Below are 23,309 nucleotides of genomic sequence, written 5' to 3'. Positions count from 1 at the left end.
CGACATGAGTTCGCCGAACTTCGTCGCAGGACGTGAAATGCGCACGCAGGGCGCCCGCATCGCCGGCGTGGTGTCGTGCCTGCCGTCGAAGCAGGTGGACAACGACTACTTCGCGCAACGGTTCGATCAGTCGGCCGTGCGCGATGTCGTCAAGCTGATCGGCGTGAACACGCGCCGCTGGGCCGATGCCGGCACGAGCACGAGCGATCTGTGCCGCAGCGCCGCGCAGTCGTTGCTCAGGGGCCTGTCCTGGCAGCCCGATTCCATCGATGCGCTGATCTTCGTCTCGCAAACGCCGGACTATCGCTTGCCGGGCACGGCGTTCGTGTTGCAGTCGCAACTGGGCTTGCCCACGGCGTGCATCGCGCTGGATATCAATCTCGGATGCTCCGCGTATCCGCAGGCGCTGTGGCTCGGCATGAACCTGATCCAAAGCGGCGCGGCCAGACGCGTGCTGCTCGCGGTCGGCGACACCATCAGCAAGATGATCGACCCCGATGACCGATCCACCGCGCTTCTGTTCGGCGATGCGGGCACGGTTACGGCGCTGGAAGCATCGAACGATGACGAAGGCGCGCATTTCATCGTCGGCGCCGACGGGCGCGGCGTGCGCAATCTGATCATTCCGTCGGGCGGTTTCAAGCAATACGACGTCACCGCCGATGCTCGCATGGCCGGCAAATCGCCGGACCGCCTGTTCATGGACGGCGGCGAGATCTTCAACTTCACGCTCGAAGCGGTGCCGAAGCTGGTCGCGCGCACGCTCGAACTGGCGGGCGACGACAAGAGCACGTATGACGCCTTCCTGTTCCATCAGGCGAACCTGTTCATGCTGAAGCATCTGGCGAAGAAGGCGGGATTGCCAGCGGACCGCGTGCCGCTCAACATCGGCGAATACGGCAATACGAGTTGCGCGTCGATCCCGCTGTTGATGACGACCCTGCTCAAGAACGCGCTGCGCGAGCGGCCCATGAAGCTCGGCATGTTCGGCTTCGGCGTCGGCTATTCGTGGGCGTCGGCCTCGCTCAAGGCCGGGCCGCTGCAATTCGTGGATACCATCGAACAATGACTCTCTTCGCTGACAAGTGTCTCGCGGGCGGCACGTATCTGGTCACGGGCGCATCGTCGGGCATCGGGCAGGCGACGGCCACGCTGATCGCGAGCGTGGGCGGTCGTGTGATCGCCGCCGGACGCGATGAGTCGCGCCTCGCCGCGACGCTCGCCGCTTTGCCGGGCGATGGCCACGCCGCCGCCGCCGCCGATTTCTCCGATGCCAACCAGACCTCGCAATGGATGAGCGCACTCGCCGAAATGCACGGCGCGTTCGCGGGCGTCTTTCACGCGGCGGGCATCGAACTGATTCGTCCGGCGAAAATGACGAAGCAGGAACAGGTGAATCAAGTGTTCGCGAGCAGCGTGTTCGCGGCGTTCGGCATCGCGAATGCGGGCAGCAAAAAGAATGTGATCGTGGATGGCGGATCGCTCGTGTTCATGTCGTCGGTCGCCGGATCGACGGGACAGGCGGGCATGACGGCGTATTCATCGGCGAAGGCGGCGGTCGACGGGCTCGTGCGTTCGCTCGCTGTCGAAATGGCCGCGCGCCGGATTCGCGTCAACTCGATTGCGGCGGGCGCGGTTCGCACCGCCATGCACGACCGCCTGACCGGCTCAAGCACCGACGACGCACTCGCCGCGTATGAAAAAACGCATCTGCTCGGCTTCGGCGAAGCAAGCGACGTGGCGAACTCGGCGCTCTTTCTGCTGAGCGAGGCGAGCCGCTGGATCACCGGCACGACGCTCGTCGTCGATGGCGGCTACAAGGTGCGCTGATGAGCAAGCGTCTGATTCTGGCGGGCTGCGGCGCGTTCGCGCGCGAACTGATCAACTGGGCCGCGGATGCCGCCGACGCCGGCCGTGGCGTTCCTGTCACCGGTTTTCTCGATGCCAGCGCCGCCGCGCTCGATGGCTTTTCCTACGACCTCGAATGGCGCGGCGACATCGGCGACTATCGCCCGAATGACCATGAAGCCGTGATCGTCGCCATCGGCGATCCGAACAAGAAGCGCGCGGTGGTCGAACGGCTGCGCGCGCGTGGCGCGGTCTTCGCGACGCTCGTGCATCCGAGCGCGGTGGTCGCGCGCACGGCGAAGCTGGGCGAAGGCGTCGTCATCTGTCCGCAAGCCGTTATTTCCGCCGATGCGCACGTCGGCGATTTTGCCGCCGTCAACGTGCTGTCGAGCATCGGCCATGACGTGAAGCTCGGCGCGTATTCCACGCTCAGCGCGCATGTCGATCTCACGGGCTACGTGCAAACCGGCGACGAGGTTTTCTTCGGCACCGGCGCGAAAGTGCTGCCAAAGATCAAGATCGGCGCGCGCGCGAAAATCGGCGCGGGCTCGACCGTGATGCGCGCGGTCGCCGAAGACGCCGTGCTCTACGGCGCGCCTGCCAGGAAGCTCTGACATGGACCTCGGACAAACGTTGATGCGCCATTACTGGCATCTCGCGTGCCATCGGCGCGAACTCGCGAACGATGGCGATTTCGTGCGCTTCGACTCGTCGCTTGGCGAAGTCGTCGTGTTCAACGATGCCGGCGAAATCCGCGCGTTCGACAATCGCTGTCCGCATCGCGGCGCGCGCATGTACGTGGATAGCCACGGCAATCGCGCCGCGACGTGCGGCTATCACGGCTGGACGTTTCGCGGCGGCACGCTGATCGTGCCGGAGAAACAGCGCTTCGGCGCGTGCGATATCGAGCGTGCGCGGCTCAATACGTACGCGGTCGAATGGTGCGGCGACTTCGTATTCTTCGCGATCGAGCCGCGCATCGGCCTGTTCGATCAGTTGGGCGGCGTGGCGGAAGTGCTGGAGAACATCTCGTTCAACGTGGATCGCAGGCTCGATCTGAACCGATACGACTACGAATGCCATTGGCCGCTGGCGCTGGAGAATGCGCTGGAGCCGTATCACATCGGCGCGGTGCACGGTGAAACGCTCGCGACACTCGAACTGGAAGACGGCGAGAACGTATTCGAAGGCGCGAATTCCGTGTGGTACGCGCCGGTCGGCAATGCGCGCGTGCGCAAACAGTTGTCGAGATTGCGCGCGCTGTTCAACGTCGATTACCAGTACGAGGGATACATGAGCATTCATGTCTTCCCGTTCAGCATGGTGTCATCGACCTTCGGCTATTCGTATTCGGTGCAAAACTTTTTCCCTTCCGCCGATGCGAACCGCACGTGCTTCACCAGCCGCCTGTACTCGGCCAACACGGCAAGCGCGAATGCGGCGCAAATGCTCGAATCGTTCTTCGAATCGAGCATGCGGATGAACCGGCAAGTCTTCGAGGAAGATCACGAAGTCTGCAAGCTGATGCCCGCCGAAAGCTGGTCGACGGATGCGCTGCGGTTTGCATCGGACTCGGAAGTGAAGATCGATCACTTTCGCGCGGCTTGCCGGGCGGTGCTTTCGCTGTCAAGCGCGGATGAAGACGCAACGCCGGACGAAAGCCGCGACATTTCGCCCTCAAGTTTCTCCAGCGCCCGTCGATAACCTTAATAAGAACAACAAGAACAACGCGCCGCCTGGCGACGCGCTGCTTCGCTCTTGATGCCCGCTTCGGCGGGCATTTTCTATTTCAGCGCTTGTTCAGCGTGAAAGCGTCAGCACCAGATACGCCACGTAAAGCGCGCCATTCCCCAGCAACGCCCACAGCACGATGCCATTGCCCCGCGCATTGATCCGCAGCCACGCCGCCGCCGCGAGCGTGATGAGCACGCCCGTCAGCACTTCCACGCGCGGCTCCCACGGCGTCAGCATGATGCCGATGGCGGGCAGCAGCGTCCCTTGAAACACCATCGCCCCGGTGATATTGCCGAACGCGAGCGTGTCCTTGCCGCGCCGCGCCCACATGATGCTGTTCACCTTTTCCGGCAACTCGGTCGCAATCGGAATCACGATGAGCGACAGCAGCAGCGGCGACACGCCCAGCACATGCGACACGCCTTCCACGCCGTGAATAAAGCCCTTCGCGCCGCCCACCAGCAGCACGATGCCGATCAGAAACTGCAACATGATCGAGCCGAGCGAAGTCTTCAGGCCGATGCGCGAAACGAACAGCGCTTCCGGCGCTTCCGTGCCGTGTCCGCTTTCGACCAACTGCGCGGATGCCCGGAACGTGGAGATCACATAGAACACGTACAGAGCGACCAGACCGGCTGCGAACATCGCGCGCACGGTCCAGGCGTGATGCGGCACGAACATCGCGCCGCACGCGATCAGGAACGCGCCCAGGAAGAAGTTGAGATCGCGCGTGAAGCCGGTGCGCTCGGGCATCACGCGACCCTTCAGACCGCGCGACTTGATGATGGCGCACGTCATCAGAAACGTGGACAGCGTGGCGAGCATGAGCGGCGCGCCGAGAATGGCGCCGACGCCGATTTCTTCGTTCACCGCACGGCTTGGCGTGCCGCCGAGCAGCGCGATGATCGGCACGGTGGTTTCAGGCAACGCGGTGCCGACCGCCGCGAACAGCGAACCCGTGACGCCTTCTGAAATGCCGAGCCGCTCGCCGAGATGTTCGAGTGCATTCGTGAACAGCTCGGATGCGATCAGAATGACCGCGAGCATGAGCGCGAGTTCGAGGAATAGCATCGTCATGCGGCACCTCGCAGAACACGATGCACGGAATGCGCAACAAAGCGCGCAGAGACAGGAGTTTGTTTTTGTGGGGACACGATGATTCCACGGCCGGACGACAAGCGAACCATGATGTGCCGCGCGCCGTCCGACCAGGAACGACATGGCACATCATTGGTCTCGCCAAACCGGACCGGTCGAACGCGCCACGGCAGCAGAGCCGAGGATGTTGACGCGTTCTCCTTCGCATGCGGAAGGAAGGCTACTCCCCAAAGACGGCGCAAGTGTAGCGTGGCGGGTGCGGTTCGGCAAGCCGCAAAGGCGCGCCGGATATAAGCGTATGCGGATCGAATCGTTGTCTGTCGGCAATCCGTTGGATAATCTGGCGACGCGGGCGGACGGGTCGTGTCGCGCTCGCTTATCGAACCTACAGAACGTCGTGTGGCCTTTGATCCGGTCACGGGAGAACTCATGCGCCTGAAACTTTTCGCCGCCGCCGCGCTCGTTGCCGCGCCTGTCCTCGCGCTGTCCAAGCCGCTTACCGTCTGCACGGAATCCAGCCCGGACGGCTTCGATGTCGTGCAGTTCAATTCGCTCGTGACGACCAATGCATCGGCGGATGTCGTCTTCAATACGCTCGTCTCTTATGACGAAGCGCAGAAGAAGCTCGTGCCCGCGCTCGCGGACAAATGGGATATCAGCAGCGATGGCCTCACGGTCACGTTCCATCTGCGTCCGAACGTGCAGTTTCAGACGGCCGACTGGTTCAAGCCGACGCGCGCGTTCAATGCGGACGATGTGGTTTTCACTTTCGATCGCATGTTGTCGGAGAGCAATCCGTGGCACAAGGTGGCGGGCGCGAGCGGCTTTCCGCATGCGCAGTCGATGGGTCTCGTCAAGCTCATCAAGGCCGTGACGAAAGTCGATGACAAGACCGTGAAATTCGAACTGAACGAGCCGAACGCGACCTTCGTGCCCATTCTCACGATGGGTTTCGCCTCCATCTATTCGGCGGAATATGCGGACAAGCTGCTCAAGGCGAATCAGACGGTCGATCTGAATGCGAAGCCCATCGGCACCGGTCCGTTCGTGCTCAAGAGCTACACGAAGGATGCGGTGATCCGCTACGACGTGAACCCGACGTACTGGGGACCGAAACCGAAGATCGATCGCCTGATCTACGCCATCACGCCGGATGCCACCGTGCGCGCGCAGAAGATCAAGGCGGGCGAATGTCAGATCGCGCTGTCGCCGAAACCGCAGGACGTGCTCGACGCGAAGAAGGACAAGTCGCTCAAGGTCAGCGAAGCGCCCGCGTTCATGACGGCGTTCGTCGCGCTGAACACGCAGAAGAAGCCGCTCGACAATCCGAAGGTGCGTCAGGCGCTGAACATGGCGTTCGATCGCACGACCTATAACAAGACTGTGTTCGACAATACCGGCACGCCCGCCGTGAATCCGTATCCGCCGAATACGTGGAGCTACGACAAGAACATCGCGGCATACAAGTATTCACCCGACGAGGCGAAGAAGCTGCTCGCGAGCGCGGGCTTGCCGAATGGCTTCGAAACGACCATTTGGGTGCGTCCGAACGGCAGCGTGCTCAATCCGAATCCGAAGGCTGGCGCGGAACTCTTGCAGGCGGATCTGGCGAAGATCGGCGTGAAGGCACAGGTGAAGGTGATCGAATGGGGCGAACTCATCAAGGAAGCCAAGCAGGGGCAGCATGACATGCTGTTCATGGGCTGGGCGGGCGATAACGGCGATCCGGATAACTTTCTGTCACCGCTCTTCAGTTGCAGTGCGGTGAAGTCGGGCATCAACTTCGCGCGGTATTGCGATCCGCAGTTGGACAAGCTCATCGCGGATGGCAAGGTCACGCCCGATCTCCAGAAGCGCACGAAAGCGTATGACGACGCGCAGAAGATCATCCACGATCAGGCGTTGTGGATTCCGCTGGTTTATCCGACGGCGGCGGCGCTTACTCGGGCGAATGTGAGCGGGTATAGCGTGAGTCCGTTCGGGCGGCAGAATTTTGGGGGGGTGGCGGTGCAGTAAATATGCTTAGGCCGGCGCGAAGCGAATCACCCCATCCGCGCCGGTCTCCCGCTTGAGCGTCCCATCCAGCCAAAGCAAATTCAGATGCGCCAGCGCTTCCCCGAGCGCGAACGTCATCTGATGGATATCGAGCTTGCGTTTGAACATGACGGGCACGATATCCGCCGCGCTGCACGGCTTTTCGGCGCACGCCTCGCGCACTTCCGCAAGCCGCGCACGGTGATGATCTCTTAGTTGCCCGATACGCGTCTTCACGCCACGAAACGGCTTGCCATGCGAAGGCAGCGCAAGCGTATCTTCAGGCATGTCTTCATACCGCCCGAGCGATCCGAGATACAACGCCAGCGGATCGCCTTCCGGCTCGATAGCAAACACCGACACGTTCGTCGAGATACGCGGCAGCACCATATCGCCGGAAATCAGCAGCTTGTCCCGCGCGCAATACAACGCGCTGTGTTCCGGCGAATGGCCGAAGCCCGCGATCACGTCCCACTCCCGCCCGCCAATCTCGATGCAATCGCCATCGCGAATACGCCGGTATTCGTGCGGCATCGATGGCACGAGCGTCGGGTAATAGCTGTCGCGCTGACGTAATGCATCGAGCGAGGCTTCGTCGGTGAGTCCGTGCGCGGCGAAGTGCGCCGCCGCGCGGTCGCCGCCTGCGTTCGAACCGTCGCCTGCGGCCATCACGCGGCCCATCGCGTATTCGCCCAGCGACATCCACAGGCGCACGTTCCAGCGTGACTTGTCTCCGCCTTTGCATATCCAGTCGGCAAGGCCGAGATGATCGGGATGGCAATGCGTGACGAGCACGCGCAACACCGGCAAACCACCGAGCGCGCTGTCGAACACGCTTTCCCAATGCGCGCGAATGGTGTCGTTCGAGATGCCGCAATCGATCACGGTCCAGCCTTGTTCGCCGTCGATTTCATCGCGCAACAGCCAGAGATTGATGTGATCGAGCGCGAACGGCAGCGGCATGCGCAGCCAGAACACACCCGGCGCGACTTCCTTCACCGTGCCCGGCTCGGGCAAGGCATCCGCGAAAACATAATCGAGCTGATGTTCGAGCGCGTTCATCCGATGCTTTCTCCGTTTTCATCGCCGGGTTTCGACGATTTGCAAATTGGCGAAGTTGACGCTAACGTAAACTCCATTCTATCGTTGCAAGCGCAATCGCGCTAAACGTCCGGCGATGACTTCATCCACGTACTACACGATCACCGATCTTTCGCGCGAGTTCGACGTGACGCCGCGCGCCATCCGTTTCTACGAAGATCACGGGCTGCTCGCGCCCGCGCGCGAAGGCACCAATGGTTCGCGGCGCGTGTATTCGACGCGCGACCGCACGCGGCTCAAGCTCACGCTGCGCGGCAAGCGGCTCGGCTTCACGCTATCGGAAATCAGCACGCTGCTCGATCTTTACGATTCGCCGCGCGGCACGCAGGCGCAATTGCAAGCGTTCGCGGAAACCATCGCGGCGCATCGCGAAGTGCTGGAACGTCAGCGCGAAGACCTCGACACGACGCTCGCCGAACTCGCCGCGTATGAAGAACAAGCGCGCGCGTTACTGTCTTCTTCCAGCGTGCAGAAAAACACGCGCAAAGCCAAGGCTGCCTGATCTGCGTGCCGACCGGAGACGCGCGATGAAACACTTCCCCAAATTGCTCTCATCGCAAATCGCGTTCGATGTCGCGCGGACGCTGCTCGATGGTTTCGACCGTCATTACCGCGTGTTCCGCGATGCCGCCATCAACGCGAAAACGCTGTTCGAACACGGCGACTGGCACGCGCTGCAACGGCTCGCGCGCGAACGCATCTCGTCCTACGATGACCGCGTGGAAGAATGCGTCGTCCTGCTCGAAGACGAGTACGACGCCGAGAATATCGACGATGAAATCTGGCAGCAGATCAAGCTGCATTACATCGGCTTGCTGACGGCGCATCATCAGCCGGAATGTGCGGAGACGTTTTTTAATTCGGTATGCTGCAAGATTCTGCATCGCTCGTATTTCAATAACGACTTTCTGTTCGTGCGTCCGGCTATTTCGACCGAATATATCGAGAACGATGAACCCGCCGCGCGCCCGACCTATCGCGCGTATTACGCCGAAGAAGACGGGCTCGCCGCGACGTTCGAAAAGATCGTGACGAACTTTCAGTTGGATACGCCCTTCGAGAATCTAGCGCGCGACGTGCAATGCACAATCGATTCGCTCGACGATGCATTCGGCACGCTCACGCCCGCGCCGAACTTTCAGATTCACGTTCTATCGTCGCTGTTCTTTCGCAATAAGGCGGCGTATATCGTCGGGCGCATCATCAATGGCGATGTGCTGTTGCCGTTCGCCATCGCTGTGCGGCATACGCAGCCCGGCGTGCTCGCGCTCGATACCGTGCTCACGAGCCGCGAGCAGTTGCTCATCATCTTCAGTTTCTCGCATTCGTATTTTCTGGTGGACATGGAAGTGCCGTCCGCGTTCGTGCGCTTTCTCGGCACGTTGATGCCGGGCAAACCCAAGGCCGAAATCTATACGTCGGTCGGCTTGCAGAAGCAGGGCAAGAATCTTTTTTATCGCGATCTGCTGCATCACCTGAAGCATTCGAGCGATCGTTTCGTGATCGCGCCCGGAATCAAAGGGCTGGTGATGATCGTGTTCACGCTGCCGTCGTTTCCGTATGTGTTCAAGCTCATCAAGGACGCGTTTCCGCCGCCGAAGGACACCACGCGCGAGAAGATCAAGGGGAAGTATTGGCTGGTGAAGCACCACGATCGTCTGGGCCGCATGGCCGACACGCTCGAATATTCGAGCGTCGCGCTGCCACGCGCGCGTCTGGACGATGCGCTCATCCGCGAACTGGAAAACGAAGCGCCATCGATGATCGAAACCGAAGGCGATCGGCTCGTCATCAGGCATGTCTATATCGAACGGCGGATGGTGCCGCTCAATCTTTATCTGCACAATGGCAGCGCGAGTGAGATCGATCACGGCATCAAGGAATACGGCGACGCCATCAAGCAGTTGATGCAGGCGAACGTGTTTCCCGGCGACATGCTGTACAAGAATTTCGGCGTGACGCGGCACGGGCGCGTGGTGTTCTACGATTACGACGAGATCGAATATCTCACCGATTGCAACGTGCGCCGCGTGCCCGCGCCGCGCACGGAAGAAGACGAGTTGTCGGGCGAACCGTGGTACAGCGTCGGGCCGCACGATATCTTTCCCGAAACCTACGGCACGTTTTTGTTGGGCGATCCGCGCGTGCGCGAGGCGTTCATGCGCCATCACGCCGATTTCTTCGATCCCGCGCTCTGGCAGCGGCACAAGGAGCAATTGCTGCGCGGCGAGATCGCCGATTTCTTTCCGTATGACCCGGCTGTGCGGTTCAGCGTGCGCTATCCCATGCGTTTCGCGCAACCGAACACACAAGCCGCTTGAGCTGACTTGAAAACATGAACGACACCAATCCTCTTTCCCATCTGTTCGACAACAATCAGCAATGGGTCGAACACAAACTCGCGGACGACGCGCAGTTCTTCGAGCGGCTCGCGCATCAGCAGACGCCGGAGTATTTGTGGATCGGCTGCGCGGATTCGCGCGTGCCGGCCAACGAGATCATCGGCTTGCCGCCGGGCGAAGTGTTCGTGCATCGGAATATCGCGAACGTGGTGGTGCATTCGGATCTCAACTGTCTGTCCGTCATTCAGTTCGCCGTCGATTTATTGAAGGTGAAGCACATCATGGTGGTCGGTCATTATGGTTGTTCGGGCGTGGGCGCGGCGCTTGTCGGGCGGCGCGTGGGTCTCGCGGATAACTGGCTGCGTCACGTCGAGGATGTACGCGAGAAACACGGCGCGCTGCTCGACGAATGGCCGATGGGCGAGGCGCGGCATCGTCGCTTGGTGGAACTGAACACGATCGAGCAGACCATCAACGTGTGCCGGACGACCGTCGTCGGCGATGCTTGGGCGCGCGGGCAGCAACTTACCGTGCATGGCTGGACTTACGGCGTGCACGACGGCCGTCTGCGCGACATGGGCATGATGATCGGCGGCGCGGAGGAGATCGACCCGGTGTACCGGTCGTGCATCGACACGTTGCGAAGTGGTGCGGTGTCCTCTATCGATAACGACAACGGCGCGGCGCATGCCACGAAACTCGGCGACGTTCCCGCCGTCATTCAAGGCGTCATCAAGGAGCTGAAACATGAGTGAGACACAGAGCGATCCGGTGGTCATCGTGGCTGCGGCGCGCACGCCAATGGCCGCCTTTCAGGGCGATTTCGCGACGCTCACCGCGCCGCAACTGGGCGCGGTGGCGATCCGCGCGGCGCTCGAACGCGCGAAGCTGGACCCGGCGTCGGTCGATGAAGCGATCATGGGTTGCGTGCTGCCTGCGGGTCAGGGTCAGGCGCCAGCGCGTCAGGCGGCGCTGGGCGCGGGGTTGCCGCTCGGCACGGGTTGCACGACCGTCAACAAGATGTGCGGCTCGGGCATGCGCGCCGCCATGTTCGCGCATGACATGTTGCTGGCGGGTTCGGTGGATACGGTCGTCGCGGGCGGAATGGAGAGCATGACGAACGCGCCGTATCTGCTGCCGAAGGCGCGTGGTGGCATGCGCATGGGGCATGGTCAGGTGCTCGATCACATGTTTCTCGACGGGCTGGAAGATGCTTACGAGAAAGGTCGTTTGATGGGCACGTTCGCCGAGCAATGTGCATCGTCGTATGCGTTTTCGCGTGAGGCGCAGGATGCGTTCGCGGTGGAATCGCTCAGGCGCGCGAAGCAGGCGAACGAGGACGGTTCGTTCGCGTGGGAGATTGCGCCGGTCACGGTGGCGGGCAGGAAGGGCGAGGTGGTCATCGATCGCGACGAGCAGCCGTTCAAGGCGAACATAGAGAAGATCGCGTCGCTCAAGCCTGCGTTCGCGAAAGATGGCACGGTGACGGCGGCGAATTCGTCATCGATTTCGGATGGCGCTGCGGCCTTGGTGATGATGCGGGAATCGACGGCGAAGCGGCTGGGCGTGACGCCGCTGGCGCGTATCGTCGGACACAGTACGTTTGCGCAGGAGCCTGCGTTGTTCACGACGGCGCCCGTCGGTGCGATTCGAAAGCTCTTGGACAAGAACGGCTGGCGCGCACGCGATGTCGATCTGTACGAAATCAACGAAGCCTTCGCCGTCGTGACGATGGCCGCGATGCGCGAGCACGATCTGCCGCATGACAGGGTGAATGTGAACGGTGGCGCGTGTGCGTTGGGGCATCCGATCGGGGCATCGGGCGCGCGGATTCTGGTGACGTTGCTCGGGGCGTTGCGCTCGCGTGGATTGAAGCGTGGCGTGGCGAGTTTGTGTATCGGCGGTGGGGAAGCTACGGCGATGGGGGTGGAATTGGTTTGAGCGTATCGCGTGGGCCCGCTTCGCCGGGTGAAGCGGGCCTTCGTGGCGGTCATTTGAACGGGTTGAGAATCGAGACACCGACGATCTCGAAGTCGCGGACGTTGCGCGTTACCACGGTCAGCCCGCGGACAATCGCGGTTGCAGCGATGAGTTTGTCGAACGCCGGTTCGCGGTTCGGCACACGCAGGCGTGCCCAGAGTTCACTGATTTCCTTATCGACGATGAGGATGTTCTTGGCATAGCGACACAGCGTATCTTCAACCCAAGTCTCGACTTGTTCCGCCTGCCTCTCGTCGCGCTTGTGACGAAGTGCGAGGACACCCAATCGAAGCTCGGCGACCGTCACGACGGAAAGATGAATGTCGCGTGCGTCGGTGTTCGTGAAAAATGCATGCACGCCTTCGTCAGCTCGTTCCCCTTTCCTTAATTCGCTCAGCACATTCGTATCAGTCAGGAACATTCGGGTCTCTACGTTCGGGATGCCTTTCAAAAATGGCGTCGTCGCAATCGATCACTGGAAGCGTGCGCAAGTACTCGGCGAGACTTAATTTCGGCTCTTCATAAGTTTCCCCCAGAATCTCCCGAGCCAGTTCCTCGGCTTTGCGCCGTCTTTCTGAACGTTGACGAAGCTCCTGAATATATTCTTCCGTGATGCCCGGCGGTAAGGGTTGGTGGATGATCTCTGCCATTGAACGACTCCTTATGTTTGTTGAGAGAGTTTCTATTTGCAATCATTTGAATGGATTAAGCGTTGGAACGCCGACAATTTCGAAATCGCGGACGTTACGTGTAACCACGGTCAGACCACGCACCAGCGCAGTAGCCGCAATGAGTTTGTCCAAGGCCGGTTCACGGTTCGGCACACGCAACCGTCCCCAAAGCTCGCCAATTTCCTTGTCGACGATCAGGATGTTCTTAGCGTAGCGGCGCAAGGTGGAGTCAACCCAAGCCTCGATGTGCTTTGCTTGCCTTTCGTCACCTTTATGACGAAGCGCATGAACACCCTGGCGCAGCTCCGCGACCGTTACGATAGACAGATGTATGTCGCAGCGGTCGGTACTTGCAAAGAACTCGCGAACACCCTTGTCTGCCAAGTGTTCTCTTCTATGCTCGCTGAACACATTGGTATCAGTCAGATACATTCGTCCCTCGCAGATGCGCATTCCGATCGAATATGGAGTAGTCGATATCGACATCCGGAAACGGATGAGTGAACAAATACTCCATGAGATTCATCTCCGGTTCTTCAGTTTTCTCTCCTAGGATTTCCCAAGCCAACTCTTCAGCCTTGCGCCGCCTCTCCGAACGTTGACGAAGCTCCTGAATGTATTCTTCCGTGATGCCCGGAGGCAACGGGTTATGGATGATCTTGAACATCGAGCCCTCCCTTACTGATGAAACACGTGTTGCCACTTTATGCCATACGATAAGGATGCCTAGTCATCCAAACGACCTAGGCCCTTTCCGAAATGCGCTCACCACCCATCCCGCGCTATAGTCAAACCTCCCGCCCACCGGAGCCCTTTCCATGAAAACCGTCCTGATCGTCGGCGCGTCGCGCGGCATCGGTCATGAGTTCGTGCGCGCCTACCGACGCGACGGCTGGCGCGTGCTCGCCACCGCCCGCGATACGTCTTCGCTCACCGCGCTCGATGCCCTCGGCGCGCAAACCTTCCCGCTCGATGTCACGCAGCCCGAACAGATCGCCTCGCTCGCGTGGCAACTGGACGAGGAGCGGCTCGATGTGGCCATCGTCGTATCGGGAACGTATGGACCGCGTACCGAAAGCGTCGAAACCGTCAGCGCGGAGGACTTCGATCAGGTGATGCACACCAACGTGCTCGGCCCCATGCAACTGCTGCCCGTGCTGCTGCCGCTGACCGATGCCGCGCGCGGCGTGCTTGCCGTGTTGTCGAGCAAGATGGGCAGTATCGGCGAGACGAGCGGCACGACCGGTTGGCTGTATCGCGTGAGCAAGGCGGCGCTCAATTCGGCGCTGAAAGTGGCGTCGGTCGAGTCGCGGCATTCGGCGTGCATCGCGCTGCATCCGGGCTGGGTGCGCACCGACATGGGCGGCCCGTCGGCGGCTATCGACGTGGCGCACAGCGTGTCGGGCATGCGCGCGGTCATCGCCGAGGCCGGCGCACAGCGCGACACATTCAACGGAACCTTCGTGCAGTACGACGGCACGAAGCTCGCGTGGTAACCCTTCCTTTCATCGGAGCGAATGTGACTTACGAAGTACATGGCGTGTCGTCGTCGGGAAACTGCTACAAGGTGCGGCTCGCGCTCGAACAACTCGCCCTGCCCTATGTCTGGCACGAAGTGGACATGATGAACGGCGCAACGCGCACCGACACGTTCCTCAAGCTCAATCCGAACGGCAAGGTGCCGGTGCTCGTCATCGATGACGACACCCTGCTTTCAGAGTCCGGCGCCATCCTCTGCTATCTCGCGCACGGCACGCCGCTGTTGCCGGACGACCGGCTGGAACGCGCGCAAGTCATGCAATGGATGTTCTTCGAGCAATACAGCCACGAGCCGTACGTGGCGGTGGCGCGTTTCATCCGTCAGTTCTTGAAGAAGACCGACGATCCGCGTCTGCCCGAAAAGGAAAAAGGCTCGTACCGCGCGCTTGATGTAATGGAGCAGCATCTTGCGACGCACACGTATCTTGTCGGCGAGCGCTACACGATCGCGGATATCGCGCTTTACGCTTACACGCATGTCGCGGATGAAGCCGGTCTCGATCTCACACGTTATCCGGCCATTCGCGCATGGCTCGCGCGTGTGCAGGCGCAACCACGTCACGTCGAAATGCCGGGTGTCGATCAATGACGACGCCGCTCGAATGCCCATGCGGCGGTGCATCACCCGGACGTCGCGAAAGTAACAAGCCGCCGCGTTTCGATGCATGCTGTGGCCCCTTCATCGACGGAAGCGCGTTTCCTTCCAACGCCATGCAACTGATGCGCTCGCGCTACACCGCTTACGTGCTGCAAGACACGCCGTATCTTCGCGCAACATGGTCGCCCGAAACCTGCCCGCCCGATCTCGATGCCTCGGACGCCGAAACACGCTGGCTCGGCCTCGATATCAAGCGCCATTTACAGATCGACGCAAATCACGAAGAGGTCGAATTCGTCGCACGATTCAAGGTCGGAGGACGCGCGCATCGCTTACATGAGTCGAGCCGTTTCACACGCGATTCCAACGGCCATTGGATTTATATCGACGGAAAAATGATTAACAAGTAAGCGCATCTTTAATAAATTCAGTAAGACATGCGTGTATTAATTTCCTGAATTTTTCCTTTCAGATTAAGCAGTTACGGGGTTACTCTTATTGTGCACTGCAATTTTGAACAGTTAATCTGTGCGTCATGCCAGAGCGCTGTCACATTCGCGCCCGGTACGCAGCGAAGCCCCGTATTGAAGCCATTTGTCTTGCCTTTTCAGGGCATGACTCCCGGAACCCGCATTCGATACTGCTCACACCGAGCAGCGCGATAGGTTTGTGACTTCAATCCTGAAGTTTTAGGGTTTCGCGCCGAAATCAACAGATGAATCGAAGCGAGTCGGAGCTCACGGATGGCGTTCAAAACCTGGTTGGTCGGATGCAGCATGGCGTTCACGCTCGCGACGTCGCTGGTCACGTCACATGCGTACGCTGAACCGATCGGCGGGGTGCGTCCTTCCACGGGACTTCAGGCGCCTGCATTCGGACAAGCCGGACGAGTCCCCGAATCGCTCGATCAAAGTCTTCCTCTCGTCGCCAACGGTCTGAACGAATCCATCGTTCAAGTGCCCGAAGGCGATATCTCGCTCGAAACCACGGTCTTCAAACCGGACGGCGCAGGCCCGTTCCCGATGGTCGTCTTCAATCACGGCAAGCTCCCCGGCGACGCACACAATCAACCGCGCAATCGCCCTGTCGCGCTCGCACGCGAATTCGTGCGTCATGGCTATGTCGTGGTCGTGCCGAATCGTCGCGGCTTCGCGGGATCGGGCGGTCAGTACGCGGGCCACGGCTGCAATGTCGAAGCGAATGGATTCGCGCAAGCTGAGGACGTAGCCGCGACCGTCGAATACATGAGCGCGCAGTCGTTCGTGGACAAAACGCATGTCGTCGTCGCGGGCACCTCGCACGGCGGCCTCACGACCATCGCCTACGGCGCGCGCGATGCCGTCTCCGCGCCGGGCGTGCGTGGTCTCATCAATTTTTCGGGTGGTTTGCGTCAGGACGAATGCGACGGCTGGCAAAAGAATCTCGTCGATGCCTTCGGCGACTACGGCCAAAACGTGCGTCTGCCGTCGCTGTGGCTCTACGGCGATAACGATTCGGTCTGGCAAGGCGATCTCTCCTCGCGCATGTACACCGCGTTCGTCTCGCACGGCGCGCACGCGAACATGATCGACTTCGGCACTTACAAGAACGACGCGCATCGGCTGGTCGGCGATCGCGACGGCGTGCAGGTCTGGTGGCCGCGCGTGAAAGCGTTCCTCACGCAGATCGGCATGCCGACCGCCGTGCAGTATCAAGTGGCCGAGCCGAGCACGCCGAAAGCCACGGAATTCGCGAGTCTGGATTCGGTGACCGCCGTGCCGTTTGTCGATGAAAGCGGCCGCGAAGGCTATCGCAACTTCCTTTCGCAGTATTCGAGCCGCGCCTTCGCCGTGTCGGATTCCGGCGCGTGGTCGTGGGCCGAAGGCGGCGACGATCCGATGTCGGTGGCCATCGCCAGTTGTCAGAAACAGAGCGACGATCCGTGCCATCTCTACGCGGTCAACGATCGCGTGGTCTGGCAAAACGCACCCGACACGCAAACCGCCTCGCGCTAAAAATCTCAACGCGGATTTTTCGAAACGCCGGCCTCGCGCCGGCGTTTTCGCATCTTCGGCGCCAATCGGCCCGACTTCGGCGACGATGCGCGCCATAGCGTTTTTCCTTCTGCCCGGCCATCGCACGGCTCGCGGCCAAATGCCTGCCGAAAAGCGACCGCTTCGCCCGTATTAGCGATAATGGGCCGCACACCATCCAGCAATCACGCCGTATCCGGTCCGTGAAGATAGCGGACCTGGGAGCCGTTTTTTGAATACACAAACGAATCAGGACTGGGTCGAACGTTCGCTCGCCGCCGTGTGGCATCCGTGTACCCAGATGAAGCATCACGAACGCGTGCCGCTCGTGCCCATCGCGCGCGGTCAGGGCGCGTGGCTTTACGATCCCGCAGGCAACCGTTATCTCGATGCCATCAGCTCGTGGTGGGTCAATCTGTTCGGCCACGCGAACCCGAGCATCAACCGCGCGCTCAAGGATCAGCTCGACACGCTCGAACACGCGATGCTCGCAGGCTGCACGCACGCAAGCGCCGTCGAACTTGCCGAGCGCCTTTCCGCGCTCACGCAACGCACGCTCGGCCATGCGTTCTTCGCGTCCGATGGCGCGTCGGCGGTGGAAATCGCACTGAAGATGAGCTTCCACTTTTGGCGCAATCGCGGTCACAGCGAGAAGCGCGAATTCGTGTGCCTCGCCAACAGTTACCACGGCGAGACCATCGGCGCGCTGGGCGTGACGGACGTCGCCATTTTCAAGGACGCCTACGATCCGCTGATCCGTCACGCGCATGTGGTGGCGTCGCCCGCATCGAGCGGAACGGATGCCGCCATCGCCGCGATGCGCACGCTGTTCGAACAACGCGCAGCGCAGCTTTCGGCGGTGATCGTCGAACCGCTCGTGCAATGTGCCGCCGGCATGGCGATGTACGACCCCGCGTACCTCACGCAACTGCGCGCGCTGTGCGACGAGTTCGGCGTTCACCTGATCGCCGATGAAATCGCTGTCGGCTGCGGCCGCACCGGCACGTTCTTCGCCTGCGAGCAAGCGGCGATCTGGCCGGATTTCATTTGCTTGTCGAAGGGCATCAGCGGCGGCTATCTGCCTTTGTCGATCGTGCTCACGCGCGACGAAATCTACGCCGCCTTCTACGACGACGACATCACGCGCGGCTTCCTGCATTCGCATTCGTACACGGGTAATCCGCTGGCGTGCCGCGCCGCGCTCGCCACGCTCGACCTGTTCGACAGCGCGAACGTGCTTGCCGAAAACCGCCGCAAATCCGCCGTCCTGCGCGAAGTTCTAAAGCCGCTTTCGAAGCACGAAAGCGTGCGCAATCTGCGCGAACGCGGCACGATCTTCGCGTTCGATGTCGCGATCGAAGACCGCACGTTCTCACGCCGTTTCTTCGCCAACGCGCTGCAACGCGAACTGTTGATGCGCCCCATCGGCACGACGGTGTACATGATGCCGCCGTACATCCTGAGCGATGACGAACTCGCGCTGCTCGCACAACGCACGCGCGAGACGCTCGATGCCACGCTGGCCGGAGGCGCGGCATGAGCGACACCTCGCAGGCGCTTTACGATGCCCTGAAACAAGGCCTCGCCGATCTCGACGCACGCGGTCTGCACCGTCGCCGCAAGACCATCGACGGCGCGTGTTCCGCGCACATGACCGTGGATGGCCGCAAGGTCATCGGCTTCGCGAGCAACGATTATCTCGGCCTCGCCGCGCACGATGCGCTGCGCGCGGCGCTGGCCGAAGGCGCGTCGCTGTACGGCGCGGGAAGCGGCGGATCGCACTTGCTCGGCGGACATTCGCGCGCCCACGCGAAACTCGAAGACGAACTCGCGGCGTTCAGCGGCGGTTTCGTCGACGATCCGCGCGCGTTGTACTTCAGCACCGGCTACATGGCAAATCTCGCGATCGTCACCGCGCTGGCGGGACGCGGCACGATCGTCTTTTCGGATGCGCTGAACCACGCCTCGCTGATCGACGGCGTGCGTTTGTCGCGCGCGCAGACGCAGATTTATCCGCACGCCGACATGGCCGCGCTCGACGCCATGCTCGACGCCTCGCGCGACGATGCCGCGACGAAGCTCATCGTCACCGACACGGTGTTCAGCATGGACGGCGATATCGCGCCGCTCGCGCGGCTCGTCGAACTCGCGGAGCAATACGGCGCGTGGCTCGTCGTGGACGATGCACACGGTTTCGGCGTGCTCGGCCCGCAAGGTCGCGGCGCGCTGGCCCACTACGCGTTGCGCTCGAAGCATCTGGTCTATGTCGGCACGCTCGGCAAGGCGGCGGGCGTGTCGGGCGCGTTCGTCGCAGGAGATGCGAACGTAATCGAATGGCTCGTGCAGCGCGCGCGTCCGTACATCTTCACGACGGCATCGCCGCCGGCGGTGGCGCATGCGGTGTCGGCGAGCATCGGCATCATTGCGGGCGATGAAGGCGACGCGCGCCGTGCGCATCTCGCATCGCTCATCGAAACCACGCGTGGCATGCTCAAGCGCACGCGCTATATGCCGGTCGACTCGCATACCGCCGTGCAGCCGCTCGTCATCGGCGGCAACGATGAGACGCTCGCCATTGCCGCCGCGCTCGACCGGCAAGGACTGTGGGTTCCGGCGATTCGTCCGCCGACCGTGCCTGCGGGCACATCGCGCTTACGCATTTCGCTTTCGGCCGCGCACAGCGAGGACGATCTCGCGCGGCTCAACGAGGCTTTGATATCGCTATGACGGCTGCATCTTTTTTCGTCGCCGGGACCGATACGGAAATCGGCAAGACGCTCGTTTCTTCCGCGCTGTTACACGGCTTCGCGCGCGCGGGCCTGCGCGCCGCCGCGATGAAGCCGATTGCTTCCGGCGCGACCGAACGCAATGGCATCCTCCACAACGACGACGCCGATCAACTCGATGCCGCCGCGAACGTCGCGTTGCCGAACGACATTCGCACGCCGTTCATGATGCGCGAGCCGATTGCGCCGCACATCGCGGCGGCGCGCGAGGGCATTCGGCTGGATATCGGGCGTATCGTGGAGGCGCATCGGGTGGCGTGTGAGCGCGCGGATGTCGTCGTGGTCGAAGGCGTCGGCGGTTTTCGCGTGCCGCTCGACGAGATGCACGACACCGCCGATCTCGCCGTCGCGCTGAATCTGCCCGTGGTGCTCGTCGTCGGCATGCGGCTCGGGTGCATCAGCCATGCGTTGCTGACGGCCGAATCCATCGCCGCGCGCGGGCTTACGCTCGCGGGCTGGGTCGCGAACCGCGTCGATCCGAACATGCTGTATCCCGAAGAAAATATCGCGACGCTGAAGGCACGTCTGGCCGCGCCGCTTCTCGGTATCGTTCCTCATCTTGTGCCGCCTGCCGATACGCTGGCCGCGCGCGCCGCCGATTGTCTCGACATCGGCGCTTTGTCGAATCCGCATCACTGAAAGGACTAACTCATGACGCTGCAAATGACCGCTCACGCTGAAAACGCCCCTGTCGATGCACCCGTGAAGAACCGCTGGCGCGTGGCGGATGTCGTCGCGCTCTACGATCTGCCGTTCAACGATCTGCTGTATCGCGCGCAGACGGTGCATCGCGAACATTTCGATCCGAACGCCGTGCAGCTTTCCACGCTGCTGTCGATCAAGACGGGCGGCTGCGAGGAAGACTGCGCGTACTGTCCGCAGTCGGTGCATCACGACACGGGTTTGAAGGCCGAAAAACTCATGGAAGTGGATGCGGTTCTAAAGGCGGCCGAAGTCGCCAAGTCGAATGGCGCGACGCGTTTTTGCATGGGCGCGGCGTGGCGCAATCCGAAGGACCGTCATCTCGAGCCGATCAAGGACATGATTCGCGGCGTGAAGGCGATGGGCCTCGAAACGTGCGTCACGCTCGGGATGCTGGAAGCGCATCAGGCGCACAGTCTGCGCGATGCCGGGCTGGATTACTACAACCACAATCTCGATACATCGCCGGAGTTTTACGGCCAGATCATCTCGACGCGCACGTATCAGGATCGTCTGGACACGCTGGAACATGTGCGCGATGCGGGAATCAACGTGTGTTGTGGCGGGATTGTCGGCATGGGCGAATCGCGGCGCGAGCGCGCGGGGCTGATTTCGCAACTGGCGAACATGGAGCCGTATCCCGAATCGGTGCCGATCAACAATCTCGTGCAGGTCGCGGGCACGCCGCTGACGGGCACCGAAGCGCTGGACCCGTTCGAGTTCGTGCGCACGATCGCGGTGGCGCGCATCACCATGCCCAAAGCGATGGTGCGCTTGTCGGCAGGCCGCGAGCAGATGGATGAAGCGTTGCAGGCGTTGTGCTTTGCGGCAGGCGCGAATTCGATTTTCTACGGCGATCAGTTGTTGACGACGAGCAATCCGCAGGCGGAAGCGGATCGGAAGTTGATTGGGCGGTTGGGGATGCGGGCGGAGGCGGGGTTCGGGGCGAATTGAGCCATGCGCATCCTCTTCTACGAACAAAACGCCGACCTCGACGCCTGGCTCGGCGGCCTACAACGCGAACTCCCTGACGCCGACATCCGCGAATGGCAGCCCGGCGACACCGCTCCAGCCGACTACGCCGTCGTCTGGCGCGCCCCGCGCGAACTCTTCGCCAACCGTCCCGACCTGAAGGCCGTCTTCAATCTCGGCGCGGGCGTGGACGCCATCCTCGAAGTCGAACGCGCGCAGCCCGGCACGCTGCCGCCGAACGCGTTGCTCGTGCGGCTCGAAGACACCGGTATGGCGCAGCAGATGGTCGAATACGCGACGTACTGCGTGCTCCACTACCTGCGCCGCTTCGATGAATACGACACGCTGCAACGCGAATCGCGCTGGCAAAAGCTGCCGCAGCACGCACGCAACACGTTCACCGTCGGCGTGCTAGGTTTAGGCGTGCTGGGCAGTGAAGTCGCGAAGGCGCTTCGCACGCTTGACGTACCGGTGCGCGGATACAGCCGTACATCGAAGGAAATTGCAGGCGTCGATGTCTACGCCGGCCCCGACCGTTTCGACGATTTCCTCGACGGCGTGAAGCTGCTCATCAACCTGCTTCCACATACGCCAGACACCGAAGGCGTCCTGAACAAGCGAACCTTCGCCAAGCTCGCGCACGGTGCATATCTCGTGAATCTCGCACGCGGCCCGCATCTCGTCGATGAAGACCTGCTCGCCGCACTCGACAGCGGCCAACTCGCAGGCGCAACGCTCGACGTATTCCACACCGAACCGCTGCCGCAGGATCACGCGTTCTGGCGGCATCCGCGCGTGAAGGTCACGCCGCACGTTTCCGCTGAAACCTTGCGCGAGGAAAGCATCGTGCAGATCGCGGCGAAGATCAAAGCGTTCGAGCGCGGCGAGCCGATCAGCGGCATAGTCGATCTTGCGCGCGGGTATTGAAAAACCCGCATCAAAGGAGACAAGACATGTTCCCCAATAAAGTGAAAATCGTCGAAGTCGCTCCGCGCGACGGCTTGCAGAACGAAAAGGAATTCGTCGCGACCGGAACCAAGATCGAACTGATCGACCGGCTCGCGAACGCGGGCATCGTCAATGTGGAATCGACGTCGTTCGTCTCGCCAAAGTGGGTGCCGCAAATGGCGGATGCCGCCGCCGTGATGGCAGGCATCGCGCGTCGTTCCGGCACGATCTACTCGGTGCTGACGCCGAACATGCGCGGCTTCGAAGGCGCGGTCGAAGCGAAGGCCGACGAAATCGTGATCTTCGGCGCGGCCAGCGAAGCGTTTTCGCAGAAGAACATCAATTGCAGCATTGCGGAGAGCGTCGCGCGCTTCGAGCCGGTTGCGAAGGCGGCAAAGGATGCAGGCATGCGGCTGCGCGGCAGCATTTCGTGCGCGCTCGGCTGTCCGTATCAGGGCGAGGTGAGCATCGCATCGGTCGTGGATGTGGTCGAACGCATGAAGGCGCTCGGCTGCGATGAAATCGACATCGCGGATACCATCGGCGTCGGCACGCCGCGACGCACGCGCGAAGTGCTGGCGGCGGCATCGAAGGTATTTCCGCGCGAACAGCTCTCGGGGCATTTTCACGATACGTATGGCCAGGCCATCGGCAATATTCATGCGGCGCTGCTCGAAGGCATCGAGATTTTTCATGCGTCGGTGGCGGGGCTCGGCGGGTGTCCGTATGCGAAAGGCGCGACGGGGAATGTCGCGACGGAAGACGTGGTCTATCTGCTGAACGGACTAGGCATCGAAACGGGTGTGGACCTCGACAAGCTCGTCGATATTGGGGATTTCATTTCGCGCGCCATCGGCAAGCCGAGCGCATCGCGTGCGGGACGTGCGTTGCTCGCGAAACGGCAAAGCGGCGCGGAAGTCTGCGCCTGAAGGCATCGATATAAA

The 23,309-nt window shown here is 61.6% G+C and carries 25 protein-coding genes and 1 riboswitch; of the genes, 19 read left to right on the top strand and 6 right to left on the bottom strand.

Annotated features, from left to right (window positions below; all coding sequences use genetic code 11):
- Positions 1 to 4: 4 nt before the first annotated feature.
- From ACZCWR_RS03265 to ACZCWR_RS03250, 4 genes are read left to right on the top strand one after another with little or no spacing between them, the layout of a single operon-like run.
- Positions 5 to 1,069: a ketoacyl-ACP synthase III gene (locus tag ACZCWR_RS03265; RefSeq protein ID WP_487302301.1), complete on the top strand. Its 1,065-nt coding sequence runs from the start codon at positions 5 to 7 to the stop codon at positions 1,067 to 1,069.
- Positions 1,066 to 1,830: an SDR family NAD(P)-dependent oxidoreductase gene (locus ACZCWR_RS03260; RefSeq protein WP_487302300.1), complete on the top strand. Its 765-nt coding sequence runs from the start codon at positions 1,066 to 1,068 to the stop codon at positions 1,828 to 1,830. Before ACZCWR_RS03265 ends, ACZCWR_RS03260 begins: the two co-directional genes overlap by 4 nt.
- Positions 1,830 to 2,462 carry an acetyltransferase gene (locus ACZCWR_RS03255; RefSeq protein ID WP_487302299.1) on the top strand — a complete coding sequence of 211 codons (633 nt, stop codon included), beginning with the start codon at positions 1,830 to 1,832 and terminating at the stop codon, positions 2,460 to 2,462. The genes ACZCWR_RS03260 and ACZCWR_RS03255 overlap by 1 nt, the downstream gene beginning before the upstream one ends.
- Position 2,463: 1 nt before the next feature.
- On the top strand, positions 2,464 to 3,552 hold the full coding sequence (locus tag ACZCWR_RS03250) for a Rieske 2Fe-2S domain-containing protein (RefSeq protein WP_487302298.1): 1,089 nt from the start codon (positions 2,464 to 2,466) through the stop codon (positions 3,550 to 3,552).
- Positions 3,553 to 3,648: 96 nt separating this feature from the next.
- On the opposite strand, the gene ACZCWR_RS03245 is transcribed toward ACZCWR_RS03250, so the two are convergent.
- Entirely contained in the window at positions 3,649 to 4,659 is a 1,011-nt protein-coding gene (locus ACZCWR_RS03245) for a sodium:calcium antiporter (RefSeq protein ID WP_487302297.1), read from the bottom strand.
- Positions 4,660 to 4,747: 88 nt separating this feature from the next.
- A riboswitch (yybP-ykoY riboswitch) is annotated at positions 4,748 to 4,926 on the bottom strand.
- A gap of 183 nt (positions 4,927 to 5,109) precedes the next feature.
- On the opposite strand from ACZCWR_RS03245, the gene ACZCWR_RS03240 reads away from it, so the two are divergent.
- On the top strand, positions 5,110 to 6,696 hold the full coding sequence (locus ACZCWR_RS03240) for an ABC transporter substrate-binding protein (protein ID WP_487302296.1): 1,587 nt from the start codon (positions 5,110 to 5,112) through the stop codon (positions 6,694 to 6,696).
- 6 nt (positions 6,697 to 6,702) lie between these two features.
- Here ACZCWR_RS03240 and ACZCWR_RS03235 read toward each other — a convergent pair whose 3' ends face one another.
- Positions 6,703 to 7,776, bottom strand: a complete 1,074-nt coding sequence (locus tag ACZCWR_RS03235; protein ID WP_487302295.1) for an MBL fold metallo-hydrolase — start codon at positions 7,774 to 7,776, stop codon at positions 6,703 to 6,705.
- 115 nt (positions 7,777 to 7,891) lie between these two features.
- Between ACZCWR_RS03235 and ACZCWR_RS03230 the strand changes: the two genes are divergently transcribed.
- The 4 genes from ACZCWR_RS03230 to ACZCWR_RS03215 are packed head-to-tail and all read left to right on the top strand — an operon-like array spanning position 7,892 to position 12,098.
- Entirely contained in the window at positions 7,892 to 8,317 is a 426-nt protein-coding gene (locus tag ACZCWR_RS03230; protein ID WP_487302294.1) for a MerR family transcriptional regulator, read from the top strand.
- A gap of 25 nt (positions 8,318 to 8,342) precedes the next feature.
- Complete coding sequence (aceK, locus tag ACZCWR_RS03225; protein WP_487302293.1) at positions 8,343 to 10,136, top strand: bifunctional isocitrate dehydrogenase kinase/phosphatase; 1,794 nt, start codon at positions 8,343 to 8,345, stop codon at positions 10,134 to 10,136.
- Between the two features lie 14 nt (positions 10,137 to 10,150).
- A complete protein-coding gene (gene can / locus ACZCWR_RS03220) occupies positions 10,151 to 10,912 on the top strand; it encodes a carbonate dehydratase (RefSeq protein WP_487302292.1) in 762 nt (253 codons plus the stop codon).
- Positions 10,905 to 12,098: an acetyl-CoA C-acetyltransferase gene (locus tag ACZCWR_RS03215; RefSeq protein WP_487302291.1), complete on the top strand. Its 1,194-nt coding sequence runs from the start codon at positions 10,905 to 10,907 to the stop codon at positions 12,096 to 12,098. Before can ends, ACZCWR_RS03215 begins: the two co-directional genes overlap by 8 nt.
- 49 nt (positions 12,099 to 12,147) lie before the next feature.
- Here the strand turns inward: ACZCWR_RS03215 and ACZCWR_RS03210 are convergent, their stop codons facing one another.
- Genes ACZCWR_RS03210 through ACZCWR_RS03195 form a run of 4 tightly spaced genes read right to left on the bottom strand, consistent with a single transcriptional unit; the run spans position 12,148 to position 13,475 of the window.
- On the bottom strand, positions 12,148 to 12,558 hold the full coding sequence (locus tag ACZCWR_RS03210; protein WP_487302290.1) for a PIN domain-containing protein: 411 nt from the start codon (positions 12,556 to 12,558) through the stop codon (positions 12,148 to 12,150).
- Positions 12,545 to 12,787, bottom strand: a complete 243-nt coding sequence (locus ACZCWR_RS03205) for a hypothetical protein (RefSeq protein ID WP_487302289.1) — start codon at positions 12,785 to 12,787, stop codon at positions 12,545 to 12,547. The genes ACZCWR_RS03210 and ACZCWR_RS03205 overlap by 14 nt, the downstream gene beginning before the upstream one ends.
- Positions 12,788 to 12,829: 42 nt before the next feature.
- Positions 12,830 to 13,240: a PIN domain-containing protein gene (locus ACZCWR_RS03200; protein WP_487302288.1), complete on the bottom strand. Its 411-nt coding sequence runs from the start codon at positions 13,238 to 13,240 to the stop codon at positions 12,830 to 12,832.
- Positions 13,227 to 13,475, bottom strand: a complete 249-nt coding sequence (locus ACZCWR_RS03195; RefSeq protein WP_487302287.1) for a hypothetical protein — start codon at positions 13,473 to 13,475, stop codon at positions 13,227 to 13,229. The genes ACZCWR_RS03200 and ACZCWR_RS03195 overlap by 14 nt, the downstream gene beginning before the upstream one ends.
- A 151-nt stretch (positions 13,476 to 13,626) precedes the next feature.
- Here ACZCWR_RS03195 and ACZCWR_RS03190 point away from each other — a divergent pair, with 151 nt between their 5' ends.
- The 10 genes from ACZCWR_RS03190 to ACZCWR_RS03145 all read left to right on the top strand — a co-directional run bounded on the left by ACZCWR_RS03190 (position 13,627) and on the right by ACZCWR_RS03145 (position 23,294).
- Positions 13,627 to 14,304, top strand: coding sequence for an SDR family oxidoreductase (locus ACZCWR_RS03190; RefSeq protein ID WP_487302286.1), 678 nt, complete (start codon positions 13,627 to 13,629; stop codon positions 14,302 to 14,304).
- A 23-nt stretch (positions 14,305 to 14,327) separates the two neighbouring features.
- On the top strand, positions 14,328 to 14,936 hold the full coding sequence (locus tag ACZCWR_RS03185; protein ID WP_487302285.1) for a glutathione S-transferase family protein: 609 nt from the start codon (positions 14,328 to 14,330) through the stop codon (positions 14,934 to 14,936).
- A complete protein-coding gene (locus tag ACZCWR_RS03180; protein ID WP_487302284.1) occupies positions 14,933 to 15,355 on the top strand; it encodes a YchJ family protein in 423 nt (140 codons plus the stop codon). Before ACZCWR_RS03185 ends, ACZCWR_RS03180 begins: the two co-directional genes overlap by 4 nt.
- A gap of 333 nt (positions 15,356 to 15,688) precedes the next feature.
- A complete protein-coding gene (locus ACZCWR_RS03175) occupies positions 15,689 to 16,939 on the top strand; it encodes a dienelactone hydrolase family protein (protein ID WP_487302283.1) in 1,251 nt (416 codons plus the stop codon).
- Between the two features lie 250 nt (positions 16,940 to 17,189).
- Complete coding sequence (locus tag ACZCWR_RS03170) at positions 17,190 to 18,497, top strand: adenosylmethionine--8-amino-7-oxononanoate transaminase (protein ID WP_487302282.1); 1,308 nt, start codon at positions 17,190 to 17,192, stop codon at positions 18,495 to 18,497.
- On the top strand, positions 18,494 to 19,684 hold the full coding sequence (gene bioF, locus ACZCWR_RS03165; RefSeq protein ID WP_487302281.1) for an 8-amino-7-oxononanoate synthase: 1,191 nt from the start codon (positions 18,494 to 18,496) through the stop codon (positions 19,682 to 19,684). The genes ACZCWR_RS03170 and bioF overlap by 4 nt, the downstream gene beginning before the upstream one ends.
- Entirely contained in the window at positions 19,681 to 20,382 is a 702-nt protein-coding gene (gene bioD / locus ACZCWR_RS03160) for a dethiobiotin synthase (RefSeq protein ID WP_487302280.1), read from the top strand. The genes bioF and bioD overlap by 4 nt, the downstream gene beginning before the upstream one ends.
- Positions 20,383 to 20,394: 12 nt before the next feature.
- Positions 20,395 to 21,399, top strand: coding sequence for a biotin synthase BioB (bioB, locus tag ACZCWR_RS03155; RefSeq protein ID WP_487302279.1), 1,005 nt, complete (start codon positions 20,395 to 20,397; stop codon positions 21,397 to 21,399).
- 3 nt (positions 21,400 to 21,402) lie between these two features.
- Positions 21,403 to 22,344, top strand: a complete 942-nt coding sequence (locus ACZCWR_RS03150; RefSeq protein WP_487302278.1) for a 2-hydroxyacid dehydrogenase — start codon at positions 21,403 to 21,405, stop codon at positions 22,342 to 22,344.
- Positions 22,345 to 22,370: 26 nt separating this feature from the next.
- A complete protein-coding gene (locus ACZCWR_RS03145) occupies positions 22,371 to 23,294 on the top strand; it encodes a hydroxymethylglutaryl-CoA lyase (RefSeq protein WP_487302277.1) in 924 nt (307 codons plus the stop codon).
- The last annotated feature ends 15 nt before the right edge of the window (positions 23,295 to 23,309 follow it).

This window comes from Caballeronia sp. A2-2 (assembly GCF_057612605.2).
This window is presented reverse-complemented; position numbering and strand designations above follow the sequence as displayed.

Excerpts from the sequence above, each read along its gene's own strand:
- ACZCWR_RS03145 (WP_487302277.1), top strand. The coding sequence starts at position 22,371 with ATGTTCCCCAATAAAGTGAAAATCGTCGAAGTCGCTCCGCGCGACGGC.
- bioF (WP_487302281.1), top strand. The coding sequence starts at position 18,494 with ATGAGCGACACCTCGCAGGCGCTTTACGATGCCCTGAAACAAGGCCTC.
- ACZCWR_RS03190 (WP_487302286.1), top strand. The coding sequence starts at position 13,627 with ATGAAAACCGTCCTGATCGTCGGCGCGTCGCGCGGCATCGGTCATGAG.
- ACZCWR_RS03260 (WP_487302300.1), top strand. The coding sequence starts at position 1,066 with ATGACTCTCTTCGCTGACAAGTGTCTCGCGGGCGGCACGTATCTGGTC.
- ACZCWR_RS03230 (WP_487302294.1), top strand. The coding sequence starts at position 7,892 with ATGACTTCATCCACGTACTACACGATCACCGATCTTTCGCGCGAGTTC.
- ACZCWR_RS03195 (WP_487302287.1), bottom strand. The coding sequence starts at position 13,475 with ATGTTCAAGATCATCCATAACCCGTTGCCTCCGGGCATCACGGAAGAA.
- aceK (WP_487302293.1), top strand. The coding sequence starts at position 8,343 with ATGAAACACTTCCCCAAATTGCTCTCATCGCAAATCGCGTTCGATGTC.
- ACZCWR_RS03235 (WP_487302295.1), bottom strand. The coding sequence starts at position 7,776 with ATGAACGCGCTCGAACATCAGCTCGATTATGTTTTCGCGGATGCCTTG.
- ACZCWR_RS03200 (WP_487302288.1), bottom strand. The coding sequence starts at position 13,240 with ATGTATCTGACTGATACCAATGTGTTCAGCGAGCATAGAAGAGAACAC.
- ACZCWR_RS03265 (WP_487302301.1), top strand. The coding sequence starts at position 5 with ATGAGTTCGCCGAACTTCGTCGCAGGACGTGAAATGCGCACGCAGGGC.
- ACZCWR_RS03175 (WP_487302283.1), top strand. The coding sequence starts at position 15,689 with ATGGCGTTCAAAACCTGGTTGGTCGGATGCAGCATGGCGTTCACGCTC.
- ACZCWR_RS03250 (WP_487302298.1), top strand. The coding sequence starts at position 2,464 with ATGGACCTCGGACAAACGTTGATGCGCCATTACTGGCATCTCGCGTGC.
- ACZCWR_RS03240 (WP_487302296.1), top strand. The coding sequence starts at position 5,110 with ATGCGCCTGAAACTTTTCGCCGCCGCCGCGCTCGTTGCCGCGCCTGTC.
- bioB (WP_487302279.1), top strand. The coding sequence starts at position 20,395 with ATGACGCTGCAAATGACCGCTCACGCTGAAAACGCCCCTGTCGATGCA.
- ACZCWR_RS03255 (WP_487302299.1), top strand. The coding sequence starts at position 1,830 with ATGAGCAAGCGTCTGATTCTGGCGGGCTGCGGCGCGTTCGCGCGCGAA.
- ACZCWR_RS03150 (WP_487302278.1), top strand. The coding sequence starts at position 21,403 with ATGCGCATCCTCTTCTACGAACAAAACGCCGACCTCGACGCCTGGCTC.
- ACZCWR_RS03245 (WP_487302297.1), bottom strand. The coding sequence starts at position 4,659 with ATGACGATGCTATTCCTCGAACTCGCGCTCATGCTCGCGGTCATTCTG.
- bioD (WP_487302280.1), top strand. The coding sequence starts at position 19,681 with ATGACGGCTGCATCTTTTTTCGTCGCCGGGACCGATACGGAAATCGGC.
- ACZCWR_RS03210 (WP_487302290.1), bottom strand. The coding sequence starts at position 12,558 with ATGTTCCTGACTGATACGAATGTGCTGAGCGAATTAAGGAAAGGGGAA.
- ACZCWR_RS03215 (WP_487302291.1), top strand. The coding sequence starts at position 10,905 with ATGAGTGAGACACAGAGCGATCCGGTGGTCATCGTGGCTGCGGCGCGC.
- ACZCWR_RS03205 (WP_487302289.1), bottom strand. The coding sequence starts at position 12,787 with ATGGCAGAGATCATCCACCAACCCTTACCGCCGGGCATCACGGAAGAA.
- can (WP_487302292.1), top strand. The coding sequence starts at position 10,151 with ATGAACGACACCAATCCTCTTTCCCATCTGTTCGACAACAATCAGCAA.
- ACZCWR_RS03180 (WP_487302284.1), top strand. The coding sequence starts at position 14,933 with ATGACGACGCCGCTCGAATGCCCATGCGGCGGTGCATCACCCGGACGT.